This is a genomic window from Neptunicella plasticusilytica, from assembly GCF_047922965.1.
Lineage (GTDB): Bacteria > Pseudomonadota > Gammaproteobacteria > Enterobacterales > Alteromonadaceae > Neptunicella > Neptunicella plasticusilytica.
This window is the reverse complement of record NZ_CP150481.1, coordinates 592,549-618,421: the sequence shown is the minus strand read 5'-3', so window position 1 is coordinate 618,421 and position 25,873 is coordinate 592,549. Positions and strand designations below refer to the sequence as shown.

The 25,873-nt window shown below is 46.3% G+C and carries 18 protein-coding genes; 11 read left to right on the top strand and 7 right to left on the bottom strand.

The window, feature by feature from the left end:
* Window positions 1-52 precede the first annotated feature (52 nt).
* Window positions 53-604 carry a gluconokinase gene (locus tag V1467_RS02875; protein ID WP_416307298.1) on the bottom strand — a complete coding sequence of 184 codons (552 nt, stop codon included), beginning with the start codon at window positions 602-604 and terminating at the stop codon, window positions 53-55.
* A gap of 153 nt (window positions 605-757) precedes the next feature.
* Between V1467_RS02875 and bglX the strand changes: the two genes are divergently transcribed.
* A complete protein-coding gene (bglX, locus tag V1467_RS02870; RefSeq protein ID WP_416307297.1) occupies window positions 758-3,019 on the top strand; it encodes a beta-glucosidase BglX in 2,262 nt (753 codons plus the stop codon).
* A gap of 86 nt (window positions 3,020-3,105) precedes the next feature.
* Here bglX and V1467_RS02865 read toward each other — a convergent pair whose 3' ends face one another.
* Complete coding sequence (locus V1467_RS02865; RefSeq protein ID WP_416307296.1) at window positions 3,106-3,300, bottom strand: PspC domain-containing protein; 195 nt, start codon at window positions 3,298-3,300, stop codon at window positions 3,106-3,108.
* Between the two features lie 382 nt (window positions 3,301-3,682).
* Here V1467_RS02865 and V1467_RS02860 point away from each other — a divergent pair, with 382 nt between their 5' ends.
* Window positions 3,683-4,837, top strand: a complete 1,155-nt coding sequence (locus V1467_RS02860; protein ID WP_416307295.1) for an endo-1,4-beta-xylanase — start codon at window positions 3,683-3,685, stop codon at window positions 4,835-4,837.
* A 74-nt stretch (window positions 4,838-4,911) separates the two neighbouring features.
* On the opposite strand, the gene V1467_RS02855 is transcribed toward V1467_RS02860, so the two are convergent.
* Together V1467_RS02855 and V1467_RS02850 are read right to left on the bottom strand one after the other, a co-directional pair.
* Window positions 4,912-5,907, bottom strand: a complete 996-nt coding sequence (locus V1467_RS02855) for an aldo/keto reductase (protein ID WP_416307294.1) — start codon at window positions 5,905-5,907, stop codon at window positions 4,912-4,914.
* Between the two features lie 92 nt (window positions 5,908-5,999).
* Window positions 6,000-8,999 carry a glycoside hydrolase family 3 N-terminal domain-containing protein gene (locus V1467_RS02850; RefSeq protein ID WP_416307293.1) on the bottom strand — a complete coding sequence of 1,000 codons (3,000 nt, stop codon included), beginning with the start codon at window positions 8,997-8,999 and terminating at the stop codon, window positions 6,000-6,002.
* A 588-nt stretch (window positions 9,000-9,587) separates the two neighbouring features.
* On the opposite strand from V1467_RS02850, the gene V1467_RS02845 reads away from it, so the two are divergent.
* The 6 genes from V1467_RS02845 to V1467_RS02820 all read left to right on the top strand — a co-directional run bounded on the left by V1467_RS02845 (window position 9,588) and on the right by V1467_RS02820 (window position 18,242).
* Window positions 9,588-12,632, top strand: a complete 3,045-nt coding sequence (locus V1467_RS02845; RefSeq protein WP_416307292.1) for a TonB-dependent receptor — start codon at window positions 9,588-9,590, stop codon at window positions 12,630-12,632.
* A gap of 127 nt (window positions 12,633-12,759) precedes the next feature.
* The gene (locus tag V1467_RS02840) at window positions 12,760-13,497 is read left to right on the top strand and encodes a SapC family protein (protein WP_416307291.1); all 738 of its coding nucleotides are present in this window, start codon (window positions 12,760-12,762) and stop codon (window positions 13,495-13,497) included.
* A gap of 23 nt (window positions 13,498-13,520) precedes the next feature.
* Window positions 13,521-14,555 carry a cupin-like domain-containing protein gene (locus tag V1467_RS02835; protein WP_416307290.1) on the top strand — a complete coding sequence of 345 codons (1,035 nt, stop codon included), beginning with the start codon at window positions 13,521-13,523 and terminating at the stop codon, window positions 14,553-14,555.
* A 38-nt stretch (window positions 14,556-14,593) separates the two neighbouring features.
* Window positions 14,594-16,081 carry a tryptophan halogenase family protein gene (locus tag V1467_RS02830; protein ID WP_416308637.1) on the top strand — a complete coding sequence of 496 codons (1,488 nt, stop codon included), beginning with the start codon at window positions 14,594-14,596 and terminating at the stop codon, window positions 16,079-16,081.
* Window positions 16,082-16,084: 3 nt separating this feature from the next.
* Window positions 16,085-16,786: a DUF6445 family protein gene (locus V1467_RS02825; protein ID WP_416307289.1), complete on the top strand. Its 702-nt coding sequence runs from the start codon at window positions 16,085-16,087 to the stop codon at window positions 16,784-16,786.
* Window positions 16,787-16,997: 211 nt separating this feature from the next.
* Complete coding sequence (locus V1467_RS02820; protein ID WP_416307288.1) at window positions 16,998-18,242, top strand: glycoside hydrolase family 27 protein; 1,245 nt, start codon at window positions 16,998-17,000, stop codon at window positions 18,240-18,242.
* 83 nt (window positions 18,243-18,325) lie between these two features.
* Here V1467_RS02820 and V1467_RS02815 read toward each other — a convergent pair whose 3' ends face one another.
* Both V1467_RS02815 and V1467_RS02810 read right to left on the bottom strand, forming a co-directional pair.
* Window positions 18,326-19,519 (bottom strand): AGE family epimerase/isomerase, encoded by a 1,194-nt coding sequence (locus V1467_RS02815; protein WP_416307287.1) that lies wholly within the window; start codon window positions 19,517-19,519, stop codon window positions 18,326-18,328.
* A gap of 1 nt (window position 19,520) precedes the next feature.
* Window positions 19,521-20,714 carry a glycosidase gene (locus tag V1467_RS02810; RefSeq protein WP_416307286.1) on the bottom strand — a complete coding sequence of 398 codons (1,194 nt, stop codon included), beginning with the start codon at window positions 20,712-20,714 and terminating at the stop codon, window positions 19,521-19,523.
* A 441-nt stretch (window positions 20,715-21,155) separates the two neighbouring features.
* Here V1467_RS02810 and V1467_RS02805 point away from each other — a divergent pair, with 441 nt between their 5' ends.
* The 3 genes from V1467_RS02805 to V1467_RS02795 all read left to right on the top strand — a co-directional run bounded on the left by V1467_RS02805 (window position 21,156) and on the right by V1467_RS02795 (window position 25,320).
* Window positions 21,156-22,157: a LacI family DNA-binding transcriptional regulator gene (locus V1467_RS02805; RefSeq protein WP_416307285.1), complete on the top strand. Its 1,002-nt coding sequence runs from the start codon at window positions 21,156-21,158 to the stop codon at window positions 22,155-22,157.
* 78 nt (window positions 22,158-22,235) lie between these two features.
* Window positions 22,236-23,396, top strand: coding sequence for an AGE family epimerase/isomerase (locus tag V1467_RS02800; RefSeq protein ID WP_416307284.1), 1,161 nt, complete (start codon window positions 22,236-22,238; stop codon window positions 23,394-23,396).
* A gap of 10 nt (window positions 23,397-23,406) precedes the next feature.
* Window positions 23,407-25,320 carry a sialate O-acetylesterase gene (locus V1467_RS02795; protein WP_416307283.1) on the top strand — a complete coding sequence of 638 codons (1,914 nt, stop codon included), beginning with the start codon at window positions 23,407-23,409 and terminating at the stop codon, window positions 25,318-25,320.
* Window positions 25,321-25,365: 45 nt separating this feature from the next.
* Here the strand turns inward: V1467_RS02795 and V1467_RS02790 are convergent, their stop codons facing one another.
* The gene (locus V1467_RS02790; RefSeq protein ID WP_416308636.1) at window positions 25,366-25,872 is read right to left on the bottom strand and encodes an NUDIX hydrolase; all 507 of its coding nucleotides are present in this window, start codon (window positions 25,870-25,872) and stop codon (window positions 25,366-25,368) included.
* Between the last annotated feature and the right edge of the window lies 1 nt (window position 25,873).

The following is a 25,873-nucleotide window of genomic DNA, read 5'->3' as shown; positions in this document are numbered from 1 at the left end:
TGGCTTATATTGTTTATTGTAAGCGCTTACATTGCGCCCTGTTAGCTCAGGTTTACTGCAGTGATAGTAGCCACCCGGCAATTTGTTTTTCAGTGTTATCAAGAATAATGTCTTTACTCGCATCAAGATCAATAGCAACCACATTTTGCTCACCCTGCGGAGACTCCAGACTATCAAACTGACTTTGCAGCAGCGTCGCCGGCATATAATGCCCTTGCCGTTGTTGCATACGTTGCAAAATGATTTCCTGTTTACCATGCAAGAAAACAAACAACGTATCAAAAGGTAACGCTCGAAACGCCTCCCGATGTTTGGCGCGCAATCCCGAGTAAGACAGCACACAACTTTGTTGCTGTTGAAACTGCTCATTCAAAAAATCACACATACAGGTTATCCAGGGTAAGCGGTCCTGATCCGTTAACGGGATCCCGGCGGCCATTTTCTGTTTGGCTTGATCAGAATGGAAATCATCAGCTTCAACGTAACGGAACGACAAACGTTCAGATAATAATTTGGCTAATGTGGTTTTCCCACTTCCTGATACCCCCATCACAATCACTAAAATGGGCTTGGATAACCGGCGCACAGACGATAGCAAATTCATGCAGGGGTTCCAATGTAAAATTTGTTAAAAAAGTGTCACTACAGTATAACTATGCTAATCTCGCTGCAACCGTTTTCAGCCCTGTTTTAATTGGGCTTTAGGGACTATTTAAAGCTCATTGGGTGGATAATGATAGTATTTGAGGATTTTGTTATGAAATTAATGTTGGGCCTGGGTAGCAGGTTAGTTTCGGTTATTTGTGTTGTTGGGCTTGTTTGTTCACCCTGCTTTGCCAACGACGCAATAGAGCAAAAAGTCGATGAATTGCTGAGCAAGATGTCCCTGGCCGAAAAAATAGGTCAGACCAACCTTCGTGGCCGTTCCAGTCGGGCGAAGGGTCCACTGCCCGACAGTTTAAAAGCCACGGTCAAAGCCGGTAACGTCGGTGCCTTTTTAAATGTCATGAAGCCCGAAGAGCGCGATGAACTGCAACGTATCGCGGTGCAAGAATCCCGTTTGGGTATTCCGCTGTTATTTGGTCGTGATGTTATTCACGGATTTAAGACCATTTTTCCTATTCCGTTGGGACTAGCCGCCAGTTGGCAACCGGAACTGGCCGAAAATGGTGCGCGAGTATCCGCCATTGAGGCCAGCGAATTTGGCGTTAACTGGACCTTTGCTCCCATGATGGATATAGCCCGTGATCCTCGCTGGGGACGAATTGCCGAATCTTTTGGTGAAGATCCGCTTCTCACTTCGGCATTTTCAGTCGCCATGGTTAAAGGCTTCCAAACCGATGATTTAAGCAATCCTACCGCGATGGCTGCTACGGCCAAGCATCTGGTCGGTTATGGCGCAGCCGAAGGCGGCCGCGATTACAACACCGCACAAATTCCCGAAGGCGAATTGCGCGATGTTTATCTGGTGCCGTTTAAAGCGGCGGCCGATGCCGGGGTGGCCTCAATGATGACCTCTTTTAACGAATTAAACGGCGTACCCGCCACCGGTAACCAGTTTGTATTAACCGATATTTTACGCGGTGAATGGCAATATGACGGCATGGTGGTCAGTGACTGGGATTCGGTGATTGAAATGATTGCCCACGGCTACGCCGCCGATAAAAAGCATGCTGCGGAGCGCGCCGCCAATGCCGGTCTGGATATGGAAATGACCAGCGATACTTATGAACTCTATCTGGCTCAACTGATCGAGGAAGGCAAAGTCAGCGAAGCCCAACTGGATAATCTGGTGCGCAATATTCTGCGCATCAAATTCCGCCTGAATTTGTTTGAACATCCACAACGCCGCAAGGTGGAGCAATCCTCGATTTTATCCGCTGAACATCGCCAGTTAGCGCAACAAGCCGCACAGCAGTCTGCCATTTTGCTTAAAAATGACGGGGCATTGCCGCTAAAACCGAAAGGCAAGATTGCCTTAATCGGCCCTTTAGCTAATGCCGCTCACGAACAAATGGGCACCTGGGTTTTTGATGGCCGGGCCGAAAATAACATCACCGTACTGGATGCCATGCAACAGCAGCTAGGCAAACAGAATGTGCAATTTGCCGAAGGGTTAGCCTACAGCCGGGTTAAAACAGATGCGGGCTTCGCCGCAGCCATACAAGCTGCCAAGCAGGCTGATACTATCGTTTTTGTTGGTGGTGAAGAATCGATTTTATCCGGTGAAGCCCATAGCCGCGCCGATATCAGCTTGCCCGGTGCGCAGGAAGCGCTAATTAAACAACTGGCCAAACTGGATAAACCGCTCATTCTGGTGGTGATGGCCGGACGACCTATCACCCTGGGCAATATCATTGGTGATGTCGATGCAGTACTGTTTAACTTTCATCCCGGCACCATGGCTGGCCCGGCGATCAGCGATTTATTATTGGGTAAGGTATCCCCTTCTGGCCGCCTGCCTGTCACCTGGCCAATTACCGCGGCTCAGGCCCCTATTTATTACAATCACAAAAATACCGGCCGACCGGCCAACGACAAAGATTACGTGCCAATTGACGATATTCCGGTACAGGCTTGGCAAAGTTCGTTGGGTAACGATTCACACTATCTGGATATCGGCTTTCGCCCGGCCTATCCCTTTGGTTATGGTCTGACATACAGTACATTTGACTACAGCGACCTTAAGCTTGATAAAAACAGCGTTAAAATGGGCGGTGAATTACAAGTGTCTGCCACTATTACCAACAGCGGCAAACGCGAAGCCAGCGAAGTGGTGCAATTATATATTCAGGACGTGGTGGGGGATGTCACCCGGCCGGTACGAGAACTCAAAGACTGGCAAAAAATCAGCCTAAAACCGGGCCAAAGCCAAACGGTGCACTTTACCCTGAATACCGATCAGTTAGCCTTCCATAATATTAAAATGCAAAAGGTTACCGAGCCGGGTGATTTTAACCTGTGGATTGCACCCAATGCCGCCAGTGGTTTAAAAGCTAGTTTTAAAGTGGTCGAATAACATCACAAAAAAGCGGGGGAGCAATTCCCCGCTATCAGCACAATAGATTAAATTTTAGCTAGAGCTAGCTACAGGTTATAACCGCACTAACTTTCCGCGGGTAAAATTGCCCAAAGGATAAGATATAAAAGGATCGTAGCGCCAAAAAACAAACTCCCCATAACAAAGCCGGCCTGAACACCGCCTTTACTGATTCCGTAATATTTTGCTAACCCCGCGCATACCCCTCCCGCGATAAAAGTTGAACCGCGTGTCAGTTTTCTATTTGTTGTGGATCCCATTATTACTCCTGTTCCCCAAGCAAGGTAAATACATGCAGACTAAAATAAAAAACAATATATTTAGTGCGGCTTGCATAATAAGTCCCGCGCGATTGCTCATCTGATTTTTCTACTTTACCTAGTTTTTCTTTATCAAAACATCTAAAAACCGAATACAGATAATTTGTTAACTTTTAAACCTTTACTCCTCCTGCCCCTCCATCGTTATGTTGCATATTACTAACCAGGTTTGTCGCGCGATGTACTTGAGTTACGTCACCAAAGTTCGGGTTACATATATTTAACAATTTCTTTTAGCCTTTACTTTATTTAGCAACCGCACAGACGCGGATTTGAATGTTGCTATACTCCGCGCACAAATAGCCACAATGGAAATAGCTTTGTGTTAAACCAGATAAAATTAATCAGTGCGGCGCTGCTATCTATCGCGATATTGACAAGTTGTGCGGCGCAACAGGTCAAGTCAGACCAGCCTTCGTTAAAAGATGCCTATGCCGGTAAATTCCTTGTCGGTGCCACAGTCAACGGCGATATGGTGGCCCATCCTTCGTCAAAAAAAATGCGTATCGTTAAGCAGCATTTTTCTGCGGCAACCATGGACAATGCCATGAAGTGGGGCCCGTTTAATCCACAGCCGGGTGAATACAATTTTGAGGCGCCGGACAAGTTCGCCAGCTATACCCAACAACAAGGAATTGCAGCGGTTGGACATGTCTTGTTTTGGCACAGTCAAACCCCGGACTGGGTGTTTAAAGACGACAATGGCAACTTACTCAGCCGCGATGCACTGCTTAAACGTATGCGTGAACGGGCCAAGTTAATGGCCAACCGTTATGGCGATAAAATCAAGATCTGGGATGTGGTTAACGAAGCGATTGAAGATGACGGCAGCTTGCGCCAGTCACTGTACAACAAGATTATTGGTGACGATTTTATTGAGCAAGCCTTTCGTATTGCCAACGATGAGCTACCGGCCGATGCGGTCAAACTTTATAATGATTATGGGATGACCCGGTCAGGGCGGGTTAATACCGTAATCAAGATGGTCAATGACTTTAAAGCTCGCGGTGTGCCTATTGATGGCCTTGGTATTCAAGGGCATTGGTCGATGGATAGCCCGACACTGGATGAAATTGACACTAGTTTGACTAAATTAGCCGCGACCGGCCTACCTTTGCATATTACCGAGCTGGATATCGATTATCTGGGTCGCTCACAGTTTTTTGGTGCTAACGGTGCCAATGTGGATCTGCAAAAACGCATCGCCACCCCAGAAAATAATCCCTATCCCAACGGTAACTTCCCTGCCAGTGCCGACGCCGCCTTAGGTGATCGCTACGCCGCTATTTTCAAACTGTTTTTAAAGCATCATAAAGACATTGACCGGGTGACATTTTGGGGCGTAACAGATGGTGATTCCTGGTTAAACGGCTGGCCAGTGGCGGGACGTACCAATTATCCATTACTGTTTAATCGTGATGGTAGTGCCAAACAGGCATTGCAAAAAGTGATTGAGGTCGGATTAGCCGCCCAGTAACCATTAATCAATATCCCGGCATAAAAAACCGCAATGAATTGCGGTTTTTTATTTTAGATACAATACGTTACGTGTTATTTAAGAATTAAATCGATTTCTCTGACTTCATCATCACTAAGTGATAAATGACTCTGGGCCGCGACAATATCTTCAATCTGGCTGACCTTACTGGCACCAATAATCACCGATGCTACCGAAGGCTGGCGATGGATCCAGCAAATCGCCAATTGGGCCATAGTCTGTCCGCGCGCCTCGGCAATTTTATTCAGCTTAATCACCTTATCGACTTTCTCCTGGGTGACCTGGTCTTCGGATAAAAACTGATTATTTTTATCTGCTGCGCGCGAATCAGCCGGAATGCCGTTCAGGTATTTGTTGGTCAGCAAGCCTTGCGCCAAAGGTGAAAAGGGAATACATCCCACGCCCTGTTTTTCCAGTTCGGTATGCAGTCCGTCCTCTTCCGTCCAGCGATCAAACATCGAATAACGGGGCTGGTGGATCAGGCAGGGTGTGCCCAGATCATTCAGGATCTGCACCGCCCGACGGGTTTGGGCAGAATTATAGTTGGACAATCCGATATACAGCGCCTTACCACTGCGCACGATGCTATCCAGCGCGCCCATGGTTTCCTCCAGCGGGGTATGCGGATCGGGTCGATGCGAATAGAAGATGTCCACATATTCCAAATTCATGCGTTTCAGACTCTGGTTCAGACTGCTAATCAAATATTTGCGTGAACCCCATTCGCCATAAGGGCCATCCCACATTAAATACCCGGCCTTGCTGGAGATAATCATCTCGTCACGGTGAGCTTGCAAATGTTGGTGAAATATCTTGCCAAAATTAGTTTCCGCCGTGCCGGGCGGTGGGCCGTAGTTATTGGCCAGATCAAAATGGGTGATACCCAAATCGAACGCCCTGAGGATCATTTTCTCGGCCACGTCATAAGGTGCTTCATCACCAAAATTATGCCAAAGACCCAGGGACACGAAAGGCAACAACAATCCGCTGTTTCCGCAGCGTTTGTAAACCATGTCATCGTATCTGTTGCTGGCGGGTTGATAGCTCATATAATTTCTCGTTGATTATGTTGAAAGTTTGGATTCTAACAGAGAATATCAGCCGATGAGGGTTAGCTCCAAACACCGGCTGAAAATTAGATTTAGGGATAAGTTAATCCATAGCCGTATTCAAACAGCGGTTGATAATCTTTATCGCCCACATTAATCGGGATTTGTTCAAGATTAACCGGCCAACTGTAACCCAGCTTGCCTCCCATAGGGTGATCGCCAAACAATACATCGGCGACGCCATTGCCTTCAGTACCCGGCAACCAGGCGGCAACCAGTGCATTCCAGTCGGGCAATTGTTCACTGATTAATAGCGGACGGCCGGATACCAACACCACCACAAATGGCACGCGACTGGCTTTGACATTTTCAAGGGTTTGCAAATCCTCATCCGACAAGGTTAATGGCTGACAGTACTCACATGGTTGTTCATTATAATCACCCCAACCTTCAGCATAGGGATTCTCCCCCACCACCACAATCGCCACATCACTTCCCTGTGCACCTTCACCGTTTTGATTGAAGGTGACGTCATCGGCCAACGCCTGAATCCCCTGTAAAATGGTGGTACCACTATTTTTGGACTGTTTTTCACCCTGCCATTGAATACTCCAACCGCCGGATTGCAGACCGATATTGTCAGCGTGACTACCGGCCACAAATACCTTGGCAGTTTTACTCAGAGGTAACAGGTTATTGTCATTTTTCAGCATGACCAAAGATTGAGCTACCGCTTCGCGCGCAACTGCCCTGTGTTCCGCTGTACCTACCACCAGTTTAGCCGGCACAGAGCGGTCGGCAGAATAAGGACGGTCGAACAACCCCAGCTCAAACTTGGCGGTCAGGATGCGGCGCACGGCATCGTCAATACGCGATAAGGGTACTTCCCCCTCATTAACCGCAGCGGTTAGGTCAGTGATAAATTCCTTCCAGAATTCTGGCTCCATTGCCATATCCAGGCCCGCGTTAATTGAACGGACAATGCGCTCCCGGTTAGTCTCCCCCTGCACTTCTTCAATCGCCTGCCAGTCGGAAACCACAAAACCATCAAACCCCAACTCACCTTTAAGCATTTGGTTAAGCTGTTGATTTTCATGCATCTTAAGACCATTAACGCTGCTGTATGAATACATTACCGAAGCCACCCCGGCTTTGAAGGCGGGCAAATAGGGGGCGATATGAATTTTACGCAGTTCATCCATGCTGACACGGGTATCACCACGGTCGATGATATATTCATGATCACCTGTCCCGTAAGTGGTTCCGCCATCACCGACCCAATGTTTGGCAGTAGCGATCATCTGACCTGACGCCTGACTGCCTGTGACATAAGGACCGGCATAGGATTCACCCACCTCGGGCACTTCTGCAAAACACTCATATGCCCTTCCCCAGCGTTCATCACGGCTAACGCATAATGCTGGGCCAAAGTTCCAGTGCACGCCAAACGCGGTGGTTTCGGCGGCGGTGATGCGGCCAATTTGTTCCATCAGTTCGGGGTTACGCATTGCGCCTAATCCGACATTATGCGGGAACAAGGTGGTATTAATCCCATTACCGTGCCCATGCACGGCATCGGTGCCATAAATAAACGGAATACCCAAACGGGTTGATAATGCCGCGTGTTGATAGGCGTCGATCATATCGCGCCAGTCTTGCGGAGTATTATTCCCCGGAACGGAGCCGCCACCGTTGAGAATGGAACCCAGGAAATAATTCTTCACATCTTCGGGTGTGGCGTGATTGCGTTCAGCCTGGGTCATTTGGCCAATTTTTTCCGCCAGTGTCATCTGGCTTACCAGCGCTTCGACTTTTTCTGCAGTAGAAGGTTGATGAGTCAGGCTTTCCATCTGTGCCGCATGATGGCTCAGTACGGCCAAAGTAGATTCATCCTGATCAAACACTGAATTCAGGCCTTGTGGCTCTTGCGGCGGATCACCAAAAAACATATCACCTGTTTGCCAAATAAAGTCGTCACGCTGGGTGCGCGCTTCGCCACTCCAGGCCCAGAAGTTAGTGCCGCCAATATTAGCCCCGGCTTGACCCGCCTGATACCACTGGTTAAAGATATCGGTAAAGAATTTATCACGCCATTGAGTTGTAGAAGATGGACGGTAGTCGCCGTTATCACGTTCAATACCAAACTCTTCCATTACTACAGGTTTATTTAACTGAGCAGCATACTGGATATGCTTGGCAATATACTGATGCGCTTTTTGCAAGGCTGATTGGTAGGTTTGCTTTGGGTTGTTAATATCAAACCAGCTCCAGTTTTTTGCCCACATATGGAAGGTCATATAATCAATCGAAGCGAGATTATGTGTACGCAGGAACAAGTCTTCATCCTGCAAGGTTCCCATTATACCTTCACTACCAGTAGTCACCAGTTGATTGGGTGCCAGCTGATGGATAAATTGCGCGGTACTATCCACCCAGCCGATAAAATCCTGCGCATATTGGTGACCCTCGGCGTCACTACCTGGACGGGGTTCATTGGCCAGTTCCCAGGTCATAATGGTCGGGTCTTCAGCATATTTGATATGAGTGATCGAATTAGTGCGCCCAATAACCTGACTGATGACCTGACGATAAACTTTTTGCGCCTCGGGCATACGATAGAATTTTGCCGAATTTTGCATAAAACCGTTCCAGTCTCCGGTTACATCCGGATCAAATACCAGCTCTCCGGTTTGCCAGGAAACGTATTGAGACATACCACCCGACCATTGCCAGAAATTATTCAGAAACAGGACGGCTTTCATATCGCGCTTGGCCATTTCAGCCAACAAGAAATCCAGGCCCTGCAGCAAAGCGTCATCCAGCTTGCCTGGCTCACTTTGAATGGCCGGTTGCAGTGCCATTTTCAGCGCACTGGCTTCTGACATTGCCAGCACCCGCAAGTTAGTGATCCCGTGCGACTTTAATTTATCCAGCTCACGGATCAACTGCTGCCGTTGGCCCTCTTCATCATCAACGCCCATGTAACCCGCATGCCAAAAATTGGCACCGGCAAAATAATAGGGACGATGATTGAGCTGAAACTTGCCTTTGTTTACAGAAACAAAATCGGCAGACTCAACGGATTGAAGCACTGTTTTATCAACTTTAGCTGGTTGAGGTGCACTAGTTTCAGTCTGCTTGCTGCAACCAGCTAACAATAGGATTCCGATCCACAAAATCCTGATATAAGCCATTTTAATTTTCATTATTTTTTCACTGTCTGGGCTGATTTTCCAAGTCGGGCAGTATAGGCGAGCTTAATTCCAAATGTAACCGTTTACAGCGGTAAAATTAGGTTTGCCGATAAAATGCCGATTTCCCACTAAACTTGACAGGCTTTGTGATCGTCAGGCTACGCCATATCTGACGTGGCTTGCAACAGCTTAGAAATGTAAACGTTTGTACTTTTTCAATGAAAACGTTTGCAATATGTTATCTTTGTGTTAAAAATAACAACGTGAAAACGTTTTTTTACAACATAATATTAACTTCATTATGGCTAGAATCGTTTTCATAGCAATTGAAAGTGCTGTTTTCCTGTGCAGAAAGTATCCAGCCCCATCAATTGTTTACGTCGACCAAAAATGACGAGAGCAAGGTAGCGATCTGACAGACTGGGTTACTTGTTCTTGGAATTGTAGTTTTGGCTCAATTAAAAAAGACAAGACGGACAACAACAAATGAATACACACAAAAAGTTTAATAAATCATTACTCTCCACCAGCATATCGTTGATGCTAGGTGGTGCGGTCATAGCCCCCGCTATGGCACAAGATGCCCCCGCAGACGGCGATGTTGAAGTTATTCAGGTTAAAGGTATACGTGGCAGCTTGCAGGCTTCAACTGCAGTAAAACGCGAGTCAATGGGGGTAGTTGATGCTATCTCTGCCGAAGATATCGGTAAATTCCCGGATACCAACCTGGCCGAATCATTACAACGTATTACCGGTGTTTCCATCAGCCGCGATAACGGTGAAGGCTCTCAAGTTACGGTACGTGGCTTTGGCGCCGAAAATAATATGGTGACCTTAAATGGTCGTACTATGCCTGCTGCATCAACCTTTAATGGTGATGGCGGTGGTTCAAGAGCCTTTGATTTTGCTAACTTAGCCTCTGAAGGTATCAGTTCGGTAGAAGTTTATAAAACCGGTAAAGCGAATATCACCACTGGTGGTATTGGTGCAACCATTAATATCTTAACCGCTAAGCCACTGGATAATGACGGATTTGTTGCTTCTGTTGGTGCCAAAGCAGTACACGATACCACCAACCGCGCTGGCGACGATGTTACCCCTGAAGTATCAGGGTTGTTCAGTTATGCTAATGATGATTCGACTTGGGGGATTTCACTAACCGCAAGTCATCAGGAACGTGATTCCGGTGCCGTTGGTGCCACGGTTAATGACTGGGATATACGCTATTGGGACGATATTGCTGATCCGGATAGAGTTTGGAATGACGAAACTGTACAAGTAACTAATGCGCCAGACCAAGGTCAATTGTACTCGCGTTTTTATGATTTACGTTATGAGTTTCACGATACTCAACGTACCCGTGATAACGCCCAGTTAACATTACAATTCGCGCCAAGTGAAAATTTCACCGGTACGGTAGATTACACCTTTGCTGAAAACCATATCAAGCGCCATCTAGGCCAAACCGGTAACTGGATGCAAATGAATGGCAATCTTCAGGCTGTTGAATTCGATGATTCAGAAATCGCCACCATGATTTACGCGACAGAATCTTATGCAAACGGCGTTGATGAAGGCTATGAACAGCAAGATCTCGATCAAACCAATACGCTAACATCGCTAGGTGTCAATCTGGAGTACCGGGTTAATGATGATTTAAGTTTCAAATTAGATGCCCATGATTCAGAAATGCATAGCCGTGGTACTGGTCCTTACGGCACGGGTTCAGTGCGTATGGCATTGGCTAATCCAACCGTAGAATCGAGAGAATGGTTTTTTGGCGGTGAATTCCCAACTTACTTAAACCAATATGATGATAGTTTAGGTGGCAATCCAGGTTTCCCACCTAATACTAACGGTCAAGTCGACAATGGAGACGTCAGTTCTACCATGTTTAACTTGCGTCAGGCCGATCAGAAATCAACAGTGACCCAAATTAAACTGGACGGTACCTATCTATTTGATAATGGCCGTTTTGATTTTGGTATTGAAACTCGCGATATGGAGTCTCATTCCCTTAACTATGCTGCGGAAAACATCGCCTTAGGTAACTGGAATGGTGGTTATCCTGGCGAGTTTGGTGAATTAGTTCAGCCATTTGATATCCAGGGTGAGTTTGATGACTGGAATCCTCGCGATGGTCATGGCTTTATTGCTAACGCAGTAGATATGTACGAAGCTGCGAAGAACATTCCACGTTATGCCGATATTTTACCTCCTGATCTGAATCAAACCACTGACAACCTGGTGGATGAAGAAACAACTGCGGCCTACTTCCAATTTGCCTTATATGGCGAACTGGGTGATATGCCTTTTGATATTTTGACGGGCCTACGTTACGAAACCACTGATGTTTTTTCAAGCTCGTTGGCTGCGGCTTACAAGAGTGTTTGGGAAAGTAACAATGACGTTGCGATTCGAGTCGATGGCAGTCAGCCTTCCACTCTAGCTACGGCTGAGGCCAGCTATGATAACTTGCTGCCCAGCCTGGACTTTACCTTGCATATTTCCGATGACTTAATTGGCCGCTTCTCAACCAGTAAAACCATTGCGCGTGCCGGTTTGGGCAGTTTAGGTGTATCTGCATCAGGCTTTGGTGCCGGTGGCGGTTCAACCTTGTTGGGAGCCACTCCATCTGCAGATGCATCAAACCCTGGTTTATTACCATTAGAATCAACCAACTTTGATTTATCATTAGAATGGTATTATGACGAGTACAGCTATGTATCCGGTGGCTTATTCGAGAAAAATGTTTACAACTTTATTGGTACGCAGCAGGTCGATAGAGAATTACTGGATATTCGTGATGTAACGGCAGGTCCTCGAGCCCAGGCTGCTGCGGCAGAGCTGGCGGCTATGGGTCTTGCTTTAAACGATGATAACCTGTACGGCTTAATGGTTTATACCGAGCATAATGCTGGCAGCGATCCTGAATATGTTTCATTGTATGGCACGGATTTTAACCCAGATGCCAATACCTATCTGGCGGAAAGAACAGGATGGGATGTTGAATCGAATTCTAGCGATCCTGCGTATACCTTTAGAACCGAAACACCAAATAATGGTAAAGAAGCGAAGATTTACGGTATGGAGTTTGCCGTACAGCACTTCTTTGGTGAAACCGGCTTCGGTGTTCAGGCCAACTACACCATTGTGCGCGGTGATGTCGCTTACGATAACTCAGTGGATCCAGGTGTGTCTCAGTTTGCGCTGGTGGGTTTAAGTGATACCGCTAACTTAGTTGCCATGTATGAAAAAGATGGTCTTCAGGCGCGTATTTCTTATAACTGGCGTGATAAATATTTGTCTACGACTTCTCAAGGTAATCAGGGGAATCCAAGATATGTTGAGGCATACTCTCAAATTGACGTCAACGTCAGTTACGCCGTAACAGAAGACTTCACCGTTTCACTTGAAGGTATAAATGTAACCGGCGAAAACAGCCGCGCCCATGGTCGTAACTACAAGATGTTGTGGGATATGTATGACCTAGGTGCTCGTTACCAATTAGGTGCCCGTTATACGTTCTAAATAACTTTTTTCTCGTTATTTAGCAATGCGCACATCCGTAATCAAGCCGCTGTTTTTCAGCGGCTTTTCTTTACAATCACTTTTACGTTAATCTAGCCTGCAACAGTTTGGAAAATGGGAACTTTTAATGACCCAACACGTTTTACTTAACAATGTTCAACATCAACACATCAAAGTTATCAACCAATTCAATGCCCAATACGGCGATAATGTCACTAGCGTTATGGCCTTTCCTACCGAATTCGTTGAACTACAAAAAGAATATCCGATTATGTTCCGGCGTAATGCCGAAACTGAAAAGTATCAGGCGGTAGCCTTATTAGGTATTCAAAAAGACGAAAACTTGTATTTGGATGAATCACTCGATTCAGGCTGGGCCGGGCATTATATTCCCGCCACTTTAGCTCGAGGCCCCTTCTTAATTGGTTTTCAAACCCAACAGGAAAATGGTGAAACACAAAAGGTGCCGGTGATACATATTGATGTGGATCACCCCAAAGTAAACGAACAAAAAGGCAGAGCCCTGTTTTTGGAACATGGCGGCAATAGCCCTTATCTAGAGCATGTATCAACACTACTGAAAGTGATGCATCAAGGCATAGCGGTGAACGATGCCATGTTTGCCGCATTCAATGAAGTTGAATTAATTGAGCCGGTAAATATAGAAATCGATCTGGACAGTGGTGAAAAACATCGCTTGGTAGGCAACTACACCATTAACGAAAACAAGCTTCAGTCTCTTAATGCCGAACAACTGGCTAAATTACATAAAGCTGGCTTTTTGCAGCTCGCTTTTTCCGTGGTGGCGTCTATGAGCAATATCAGAAAGCTGATTGAGATGAAAAATCGCCGCGATCGTGGTTAAGCTTACTTTGACGAATCTGAAACATGACAACCATTACCACTAAAACCAAAGTCATCGATAGCTGTACACCGGGACAACTGCCTGCCGAAGTGATTACAGCAAGCGAACCGGTAATCCTCAAAGGACTGGTAAAACACTGGAAACTGGTGGAACTTGGTCTTGAGTCAACCCAAACTGCTGTTGATTATTTAAAATCCCATTACAATGGCAGACCATCCTTCGGCTATTTTGGTGGGCCGGAAATTAAAGGCCGCTTTTTTTATGATCAACAGGTCACCCGCTTAAATTACGACAACAAGCCGATCCAGATAGACGAATTTCTGGATCTGATTGTCGACACAATGGATGATCACGCACCGCCTTCCTATTATATTGCATCCAATGTGATCGATAGCCATTTTCCCCAGCTTAGGGCGGAAAATGATATCGACATTCCACGACCTGCCGCGGAATTTCCGGTGGAGCAGAACCATGTCGGGATCTGGATAGGTAACCGTACTACAGCTTGTTGCCATTATGACACCTCCGACAATCTGGCCTGTTGCGTAGTGGGTAAACGCCGCTTTAGCCTGTTTCCATCCGATCAGATTGCCAATCTTTATCCTGGCCCGCTGGATCTGACACCTGGTGGGCAAGCACTGAGTATGGTGGATTTTGCTAATCCTGATCTGGACAAGTATCCCAACTTCCCGGAAGCCATCGCCAATGGCCAGGTTGCCGAGCTGGAAGCCGGTGATGCCCTGTTCTTGCCCAGCATGTGGTGGCATCAGGTGGAAGGGTTGAGCCGGTTTAATATATTAATCAATTATTGGTGGAGCGAATCGGCGCGCTTTACCGGAGCCGCCATGAATGTGCTTTATCACGCCATGCTAAGTTTGCGTGAAAAACCCCAACATGAAAAACAGGCATGGAAGCATATTTTTGACTATTACATCTTTGGCGACGGAGAAAAGGCCGCCAGGCACTTGCCCGAGCAGGCTCAGGGTTTTCTGGGCAAGTTGGATCCTAATAAAGCACGGGCATTGCGAGCACTGTTATTAAATAAACTGAATCGATAATCAAGGTGTCCCGCTGGACGTCCTGTTGAGTGAGAATCATTTTGCAAAATAGTAAAGTTAAAAAAGTTGTTATCGCTGGTGGGGGCACCGCAGGGTGGGTAGCCGCCGCCGGGTTATCCAAACAGCTTGGTAAATTAGTCGAGGTTGTGCTGGTAGAATCAGAACAGATCGGCACCGTAGGTGTAGGAGAAGCCACTATTCCTCCTATGCGAGTATTCCATTCACTATTAGGTATTGACGAACAGGAATTTATGCGTGCCACCGAGGCCACATTTAAATTAGGTATCCTGTTTAAAAACTGGGGGCAGATAGGCGACGAGTATATTCACCCCTTTGGCACCACAGGACAAGGCAGTTATCTGGCCGACTTCCAGCATTTTTGGTTATACGGACAGAGTAAAGGTATCAACCATGCCTATGGGGAGTACAGTCTGGAAGTGCAGGCTGCCAAAGCCAACAAGTTTGTTGTGCATAAAGGTGGCAAGATCAATTTTGCCTACCACCTCGATGCCACCCGTTATGCGCAGTTTCTGCGGCAGTACAGTGAAAAACTGGGAACCAAGCGCATCGAAGGCAAAATCCAGCAAGTACAACAACATCCTAACGGAGATATTAAAGCCTTGCAGATGGAATCTGGCGAGTTAGTTGAAGGTGACTTGTTTATCGACTGCACCGGTTTTTCCGGTTTGCTAATTGATAAGACCTTAAAGGTGCCATTTAATGACTGGGGCCACTGGTTACCCTGCAACAGCGCCATTGCCATTCAGACAGAATCGGTTGCGCCGGCCAATCCTTATGTTACCTGTACGGCGCACCGGGCGGGCTGGCAATGGCATATACCGCTGCAGCACCGTGTTGGTAATGGCAATGTCTTTTGTAGCGAGTTTATGCAAGATGAGGAGGCACGACAACATCTGCTGAATAACGTGCAAGGATCGGTATTAACCGATCCGCGGGTTATTAAATATAAAACCGGACGTCGCCAGCAATTTTGGGCGAAAAACTGCATCGCGCTAGGTTTGTCCAGTGGTTTTGTTGAGCCACTGGAGTCAACCAGTATTTACTTGTTTATGAATGGTATTATTCGCCTGATGCGGTTATTCCCGTTTGATGGGGTAACAGATTCATTAATGAATGAATATAACCAGCAGTCTATTGATGAGCTGGAAAATGTGCGTGACTTTATCATTTTGCATTACCATGCGACGGAACGCGAAGACAGCGAATTCTGGCGCTATTGTAAAAATATGTCAGTGCCGGAATCCTTGTCACACCGGATGGATCTATTCAGGCAAAATGCAACTGTGCAATTAGGCGAGAAAGAAATGTTCAGGTTGGAATCCTGGGCCCATGTGATGATTGGTCAAAGGCTTATTCCCGAGCATTACCACAAGATCTTCAACACCATGTCAGATCAAGAACTTACCGGATATCTAGCCAATATTCGCAGTCAAATAACCGAAGTGGTGAATAAATTACCCACCCATCAGGATTTTATTAACCAATATTGTAAAGCGTCGAGCTGATTTATGGATGTGCAGTTATCTCTCAACAAGGATATGGCGGTTAATGTTCAGCACTTCGGTAATGAACAACTACCAGTATTGGTGATCGATAATTTCCTTGCCGAGCCTGAGTTATTGGTGGAGCATGCGTGTCAGCAGTCTTTTAAACCGAATTCCCAGTTCTATCCCGGGATTCGGGCAGTTGCACCCAAAAGTTTTCAACGGCTTTTATTGGGTTCGTTAGGCCGCACTTTCAAGCAAGTATTCGAATTGCAAGGCAATCAGCTCGGCTTTTCCATTTGTCACTATTCAATTGTCACCACTCCCGCTGATCAACTACAACTGCTTCAACGAATCCCTCATTTTGACTCTATTGAGCAAGATCAACTTGCGGCAGTGTTTTATTTGTTCAAACAAGATTTAGGCGGTACGTCTTTTTATCGTCATCGCAAAACCGGGTTTGAATATGTTGATGAAAAAAGACAGGCCGAATATTACCAATCACTGGAAAGTGAAAACGGGACAACAAATATTCCTCAATCCGGTTATATTAATGGCGACTCCGCGCTATTTACCCGTATTGGTGAAGAACAAGGGGTGTTTAATCGATTGATTGTTTACCGCCGCCAATGTCTACATAGTGGTTCAATCCGCTCCGATTTTGTGCCGAATCCCGACCCGCGTCAGGGCAGACTCACTATTAGTGCTTTTATTGATTGCATCTAGAGGCTGTTTATCTTTCATATTCATCACTGTTGAGAAATGAAAATTTCTCAATCGAGGCGCAAGTAGTGTGGTTTAGTCATCTAAATCAGTCTACTTGCAACAAAGAGTCAAGGATTTTCAGACAATCTGGGTGAACCGGTACTTTGCAGGTTTTGTTATAGCCAATCAACAATGAAACCGGTTACAATATCGATTTTAGCGGGAGAATAAAATGTTTAGAAATAGAATACTGAAGATAGTGCTAGTGCTTTTTTCACTTGTTGTAACCTCGTTGAGTGGGCAGGTATCGGCCAAAAAGTTTGACGATCTGGCACTCACTCCGCCTATGGGATGGAACAGCTGGAATACCTTTGGCTGTGAAATCAACGAAAAAATGATCAGGGAAATGGCCGATATTATGCTGTCCTCCGGGATGAAAGAAGCCGGCTACCAATACATTAATATTGATGATTGCTGGCATGGCGAACGTGATGAAAACGGCAATATTCAGGTTAATGCCCAGCATTTTCCTTCCGGTATGAAGGCGCTGGCGGATTATGTGCATAGCAAAGGACTCAAGCTGGGATTATATTCTGATGCGGGCTGGAAAACCTGCGGCGGCAAACCGGGCAGTCGTGGATACGAGTTTCAGGATGCCAGACAATATGCTGCCTGGGGTATAGATTATCTAAAGTACGACTGGTGCAACACTGAAGGACTCAACGCCGAAGGGGCTTATCTAACCATGCGTGATGCGCTGTACAAGGCAGGCAACCCTATCGTCTTCAGTATTTGTGAATGGGGTGACAACCAGCCTTGGGAATGGGCCAAAGACATTGGTCATCTGTGGCGTACCAGCGGCGATATCATCAATTGCTGGAACTGTGAGCATAAACATTTGGTCGGAACCGAAAATGAATGGTCCTCCTGGGGCATATTAAAAATTCTTGATATGCGGCATAACATCCGTCAGTACGCCGGTCCCGGTCACTGGAATGATATGGATATGATGGAAGTGGGCAACGGTATGTCCAAGCTCGAAGATCAATCCCACTTCACCATGTGGGCCATGCTGGCTTCACCATTGATCGCCGGCAATGATTTACGTGACATGTCTAAACAAACCCTGGCGACCCTGACCAATAAAGATGTGATCGCGATCAATCAGGATATTCTGGGTATTCAGGGTTTTAAATATCACACGGCAAATGGTGTGGATGTATGGTTAAAGCCATTGGCCAATGGTCGCTGGGCTATGGCGGTACTGAACCGTAATGATGACGCGGTGGATTTCAACTTCGATTTTATTGAGCAGGGCGTGATTGTTGACGAACTGTCAGGCAAGAAAATTGATTTGAAAAACACTCGCCATCAGATCAAGAATGTGTGGAATAACAAAATGCTGGGCGACACCACCCGCCCCCTACAAAAAAAGATTCAGGGGCATGAAACATTAACCTTGATATTATCGATATAGTATTGGGTATTGCCGCCTGATAAAGGCGGCTTACAGTTCCAAGATGAACTTGGCCAAGCAAACGAGTTTTTAGCAATATGAGCTTAAGATTCCAGTAAGCGGCATAACTCCATCATTGCGCGGCCGTTATGGTAAGGCGCTTTCCAGAAACCCACCTTGTATTCTGCGGCAATTTTTTCGGCTGGCTCCAACGCCAACCAATGCCATTCACCATTAATATGGTCAATATGATGAGTCTGGATAAAATCCCACACCTGCTCGCTCAGTTGTCGAAAGATTTTATCTCCGCTAAGCCGATAGGCATTCATCAATCCGACCAGGGCTTCTGCCTGTACCCACCAGACACTTGTCTGGTTTTTAGTCTGGCTGGCAAATATAAATTCGTCACACATTTGTCCCTTATCGCCCATCGCCCTTTCAGCGCAAGCTTTGGCCATATTGATCACCAGAGGCCGGAATTGCTGTATATGACTGGGCTCGTCCAGAATTTCCAAAGCTTCCCACAACAACCAGCTGCACTCGATATCATGTCCGTAAGAATAAAAAGTGGAGCAATCATTCCACTGCATATCAAAAAACAGCTTTTGATGGTAACTATGCGGGTCAATTATCCGCTCAATAAAAATGTCGATTACGCCAGTTAGTGCCTGCTTAAAGCGCTTTTCAGGCTTGACTTTATATAGCGCCGAAAATGCCTCCAGCACATGCAAGTGGGTATTCATCGATTTGGGGGTATTCTGGTCTTTATCGCTCAACCGCACATCTGCTAGCGGCTGCCATTGTCCATCCAGCGCCTCAATATAGCCACCATATTGGTTATCCCGACAATAGCGTTCAACCAGTTCAAAGTATTCCACCGCCTTGTCCAGTACCTCAGAGGCACCGGTTAGCTGGTAATAGGCACACAGGGCATAAATAGCAAAACATTGAGCATAAGTTTGCTTTTTAGCGGATAACACATTTCCCTGATAATCCAGTTCCCAGACCACACCGCCATGGGCCTTGTCTTCAAACTTGTCGAGTAAATAATGATAGGCACGATCTGCCAATTGACGATAATCAGCCCTATCGGTTAAACCGGCAGCTTGACTAAAAAACCATAAAATACGGGTATTGAGCACTATTCCCTTGGACGCACCAACTTGTCGGCTGCCGTCAAAGTTGACCTGGCCGACAAAACCGCCGTATTCCTCATCCTGACAATGCTCGCTCCACCAATCACCTATATTAATAAACTCGTTGAATGCGCTTTGCTTACATAGCAGATCTTGCTGCATATCAATGTTTGCCTTGCATATAAGCCAAGTTCTTATCAATTAGCTGTTTTAAGGTATTCACAGACGTCGCGGAGCGAAGTCCATCCTCCGGACTGTTCATCACGTAATCGAGCAATTTTTCAATGCTACTGGTGGCCACATGCATACGGGTATCCGATGAGGCGTAGTAAATAAACACCTCATCTTTGTCGTTAACTATCCAGCCGTTGGCAAAGGTTACATTAGAAACATCCCCTACCCGCTCTGCACCTTGGGGCGCAATAAAATGTCCTGCCGGTTTATGGGTTATTTTCCAGGGTTGGTTAAGGTCTGTCATAAACATATACAACACATAGCGCAAACCGGCGGCGGTATTACGCACACCATGAGCGAGGTGCAACCAGCCTTTGTCTGTTTTAATCGGAGCGGGTCCCTGGCCATTCTTTACCTCGGTAATGGTGTGATAGTGCTTATGATCGACAATAATTTCCTGTTTGATTTCGGCTCCATCCATCGAGTCAGACAGACCCCAACCAATACCGCCGCCACTACCGACGCTGATAAACCCGTCTTGTGGACGGGTATACAAGGCATACTTGCCATCCACAAACTCAGGATGCAGCACCACATTACGCTGCTGGCCTGAATAGGTAATCAAATCGGGTAAGCGCTGCCAATTCACCAGATCTTTAGTACGTGCAATACCACACTGAGCTTCGGCCGCACTCATATCGTTTGGCTGACTTTTATCTTTTCTCTCGGTACAAAATAATCCGTAAATATAGCCGTCTTCATGCTCGGTTAAGCGCATATCATAAACATTGGTATCCGGATTGTCGGTTTCTGGCATGGTGATCGGATAATCCCAAAAGCGGAAATTGTCTACGCCATTGGGGCTCTCTGCGACAGCAAAAAAGGATTTACGATCGTTACCTTCGACACGCACCACCAATAAATATTTGCCGTCTTTATAAATAGCACCGGAATTTAAAGTGGCATTAATACCAATACGCTCGAGCAACAGGGGGTTACTGACAGGATTGAGATCATAACGCCAAAACACCGGTGCGTGACTGGCAGTCACAATCGGGTTTAACCAGCGTTGATAAATGCCATTACTTTCTTCTACCGGTTTATTAGTTTGGGTGACTAGAGCTTCATACTGGATAAAAAGCTGCTCAACCCGGTTGGAAAACTGATCCTGCTGTTTTGTCATTCACACTCTCGCTAAAAAACAATCTGGTACTGCGCCAGCGATTTCTCACACACCCAGTAACCGGTTACAAATTTTTACAAAATAGATGCTAACCTGATGACAACTTGTATAAAAACAATACAGATAACAGACTGATTAGCATGATGTATTGATGATTAACGCATCCCAATTTAGTGATTATCAAAAGCTGATGAACCAAGCCATTCTCAGAAATTAACCATTATAGGTAGCGCCCGGTATTGATTAGATTATTTGCTCAACAATGAAATAATTAACATTTTTCAAACAAAATTGATGTAACCGGTTACCGAGTGTTAGAATGTAACTGGAAGTGGGGTTATATTCCAGTATTTTATTAAGTTATTGCGTCAGGATGATGAAAAATGTTACATCTAGCGGAATAAATGATATTTAACATTATCTCAAGTTTGGAAAACAGTAATGGCAACAATTCGCGACGTATCCAGGGAATCAGGTCTATCTATAGCGACAGTTTCCAGAGCATTGAGTTCACCGGAAAAAGTTTCTCAGGAAAGCCTCAAAAAAGTACAAGAGGCTATCGATAAACTGCAATACCAGCCCAACATGCTGTCGCAAAAGTTCCGCAATAAGCGCTCCAATACTATAGTGATTCTAGTACCCAATATTTCCAACCTGTTTTTCGCTAAAGTGATCAGCGGCATTGAAGATGTTGCCCAAAAAAATGGTTATAGTGTGCTGTTGGGCGATACTCGCGATTCGGAACAAAGGGAGCGGGACTACATTAATCTGGTCGAAACCCGTCAGGCCGACGGCATTATCCAGTTAAAACCCTATCAGGAAAATATTTCTATCCTTCCGCGCAAAAACGTTATTGCCGTCAACACTGGGGGCTGCGAGAACACCCCTTATCCTTCGGTGCGCATAGATAACGTAGATGCCGCCAAAAAAGTCGTCGATTATCTGATTGAAAATGGTCACCGCCGTATCGGCGTGATATCAGGATTACGCGCTAACCCGCACACTATTGATCGGCTTAAGGGCTATAAACTGAGCTTGCAACAGGCCGGAATTGAATTTGATCCGTCACTGGTCGCCGAGGGTGATTTTACCTTATGGTCCGGCTTAAATGCGGTACAACACTTTACTCGCATGCAGCAACGTCCCACAGCCATTTTCTGTATGAATGATGAAATGGCGATTGGTGCAATCAAAGGCTTAAAAGATAAAAAAGTTAAAGTGCCGGATGATATGTCGATTACCGGATTCGACAATATTGAAGTGTCTAATTATTCCGATCCACCACTAACCACGGTGTTTCAGCCGGCGGTGAAATTAGGTGAAAAAGCGGCCGAGTTGTTAATTCAGCTTATTGAAGGTGAACAACCAACACAGACCGAATTTATTCTTCCTCACGAATTTGTGATTAGACAAAGCTCAGGTATACGCAAGTCTTCGCTATAATCCTGTTTTATATTAATCAAAGATAAACTTTCACTGTGCTCAACGGGCATAGTGACACCGCATTTTAGGTAACAATAAATGGCAATATCAGCAAACTTATTGAAGGCGACCAGTCAATTCCGCACCTGGATGATTAATCACGCGCTCCCGCTATGGTCTACAACAGGTATTGAACAAAGCAGTGCAGGCAGTCACGAAAGACTGTTAGCTAGCGGAGAGCCGGATCTGGAGTCAACAAAACGCGCCAGAGTACAGTGCCGTCAATTATTTGTGTTTGCTTCTGCAGCCGAAATGGGCTGGCTGGTCAATGCAGAACAAGTAGTTGAAGGTATTAACCATTTTTTACAACAACACGCGGCCAGAACGGATATCCCGGGAATGTACGCCCATCTGCTAGACCCGCAAAACAAGGTTATTGATAAGCAGCAGGATCTGTACGATATCGCTTTTTTCCTGCTCGCGGCAGCCTATCGCTACAGAGTCACCAACAAGCCGGACGCGCTGCAACAGGCTAACCAGCTCACCGCCCATATTGAAAGCACCCTGAAAAAGGCACCGGGAGGCTGGATGGAAGGCGATTATCCCGCCAAAGAACGTCGTCAAAATCCTCATATGCATCTGTTTGAGGCCTTTTTGGCATTATACGACACCACCCGTGACGGCAAGTGGCTGGCCAAGGCAGGAGAGATTTTCTGCTTGTTTGAAACCTGTTTTTTTGACCACCAACACCATGTACTGAGAGAGTTTTTTCAGGATGACTGGCAACCGTCTCCCGGACAACGGGGGAATATTGTCGAGCCCGGCCACATGATGGAATGGGTGTGGTTATTGCGTAAATATCAGCAATTTAGTGACACTCCGGTTGATAGCTATTGTCATCATCTGCATCACAATGCCTTAGCCTTAGGACAGGATAAATCAACCGGGCTTCTCTTTGACGAAATTACCCCTACAGGTGAGGTGCTCAGCGCGACTAAACGTTGCTGGACATTAACCGAACTGCTTAAAGCCAATCTCGCCCAGGCTACTGCCGGCCATGTGGAGTGTGAAGAAGGTGCCGCCCAGGCAATCGAATTACTGTTTAAATATTACTTATCCGAACAGGTAGAGGGTTCATACATCGACCAACTGGATGCCGATAATAACGTCGTGATGGAATTGGCTCCGGCCAGTACCTTATATCATTTGATGTTAGCCTGTACCGAAGCCGTTAAATATTGTGAATCAAACGATCATTAGGGAATTTAACATGCTTAAATCTTTCATTTATCTGGGGATCTGCGTTATGTCGGTTATCAGCTGTGCCCATGCCAATCTGCAGTTATCGCCATTGTTCAGTGATCATATGGTATTGCAGCGGGACAAGCCTATCCATTTCTGGGGACAAGCAGATCCGGGAGAAAGAGTTACCGTTAAGCTCAAGGATAACCAAGTCACCACGCTCACCGATGCACAAGGCCAATGGCAATTACATTTGCCTGCAATCGGGAAAGGCGGGCCTTATCTGGTCACCGTCAGTGGCAAGGATAAGATAGTGCTTAACGATGTTTATCTGGGCGACGTATGGATTGCCGGTGGTCAATCCAATATGGAATGGAAGCTGGACTGGGGCGTCGACAACATCGAACAGGAAATGCAGGATACCGATTATCCGCAAATCCGTTTTTTTGATGTGCCCAACACTGTCTCCGCCAACAAAGAAACGCAATTGCCGGATTCAAGTTGGCAACCGGCCAGTAAAGAAACTGCAGGTAATTTCTCTGCCGTTGCCTGGTTTTTTGCCAAACAATTACACCAGCATCAGGATGTCGCCGTCGGCATTATTGATGCAAATTGGGGTGGCACTCCTGCCGAGGCCTGGACTGATGTAGAACAACTCACTGAAGTGCCAGGTTATCAGCAAAAAGCCCGGGAAGTTATCGCCGAAGATAACTGGCCCAAATTACTTGAACAAAACGCCCAACGCGAACAACTTAAATTTAAACTGATCGGCGATGAACAAGCGGTATTAGCCACCAACGCCTATAAAGAAAACTACGATGTCAGTAAATGGCAAAGCATCCCGTTGCCCAACAAAAAGCCGCTCAATGACTTCGTCTGGTTACGTAAGTCTTTTGTTCTGGATCACTCTCCCCAACAAGATGCCACACTGGTATTGGGCGATTTGGTGCAAGAAGCGTTTATTTTTGTCAATGGTGAACTGATCGGCAGAGAAACCTGGCAGGACAGCGAGTCCCGTCACACACTACCCAAAGCCAAACTGCACAAAGGCAACAATCTGCTGGCAATACGAATTGCCAATTCCTGGGATAACAATGTAATGGCCGGACGGCCTGGCGAGATGTGGCTACAAAGTGATAACCAAAAACTCAATCTTGAAGGTGACTGGTTGTTCAGCAATAACATTGAACAACCCATGCCGGAAGTGGTGCGCTACAGTTGGGTGCCAGGCTTTTTATACAATGCCATGATCCACCCTTTACTCCCTTACACCAGCACAGGCGTTATCTGGTACCAGGGCGAGAGTAATGTTGGTGAACATCAATATTATTACCCGTTGTTTAGCACCATGATCCGTAATTGGCGCGACCATGCCGACAATCCGGAATTACCTTTCCTGTTTGTACAACTGGCCGCTTACCTTAAACACCAGAAAGTACAACCCAATAGTGCCTGGGCTTATTTACGTGATAGTCAAAAACAAACTTTATCACTGGATAATACCGGCATGGCGGTCACTATCGATATCGGCAACCAGCAAGATGTGCATCCCAGAAACAAACAGGATGTCGGCAAGCGCCTTTGGCTACAGGCCAATAATAGGGTCTACGGACAAGCCAATGTTCCCGGTGGCCCCGATTACCAGCAATATCAAATTCGGGATGACAAAATAATTATCAGCTTTAAATATGCCGAAGGCTTGGCCAGCAAAGATAATCACGCTATTAAAGGCTTTATTATCGCCGGAGAAGATAAAGTGTTTTATCCGGGCATCGCTAAAATTAACGGTGAGACAGTCACTGTCAGTAATCCAGCGGTCAAAAAACCTGTGGCGGTGCGCTATGCCTGGTCTGACTATCCCGAGGTCAATCTGGTTAATACCCAGGGCCTGCCCGCTACGCCTTTTAGAACCGATAACTGGCCAGCGAGTGAAGTGAAATAATCAGTTGGACTTAAGCACCGTGCGCGGTGCTTATACTGATTGGTATTACTCCGATAGCCAACGAGCTAAAGCATCCCGTGCGGAACAAAATGCCAATTGCTCAATATCCAGTTGCGCCTTAGTGCACCACACCACTTCACTCACCTCGTCGGGCTGTAAATGTAATATGGGACGCTCGGCTAACCTGACCCTAAAATACGAGTCCTGGGTATGATATTGAATATTCCGGTACAGATATCGGTTTGCCCAGCTACCGAAATACTCAAAGCTGGCAGGAGCCACATCTATGCCAATTTCTTCGTGTATTTCGCGCTGCAATGCCTGCTCTGCCGATTCAAATGGATCCACAAAGCCCCCCGGTAACCCCAGCAATCCCTTACCCGGATCCCGCGCACGCCGGATTAGCAGCAACTCGCTATCCACTTCAATCAAAGCTGCCCCCGCAGCGGCGACATTATGAAAATAGCTAAACTCACATTGAGTGCAATTAAACGCTTTTTCAGCATCAAAATTTAATGACTGCTTCCCACACCGAGGACAATAACACGGCATA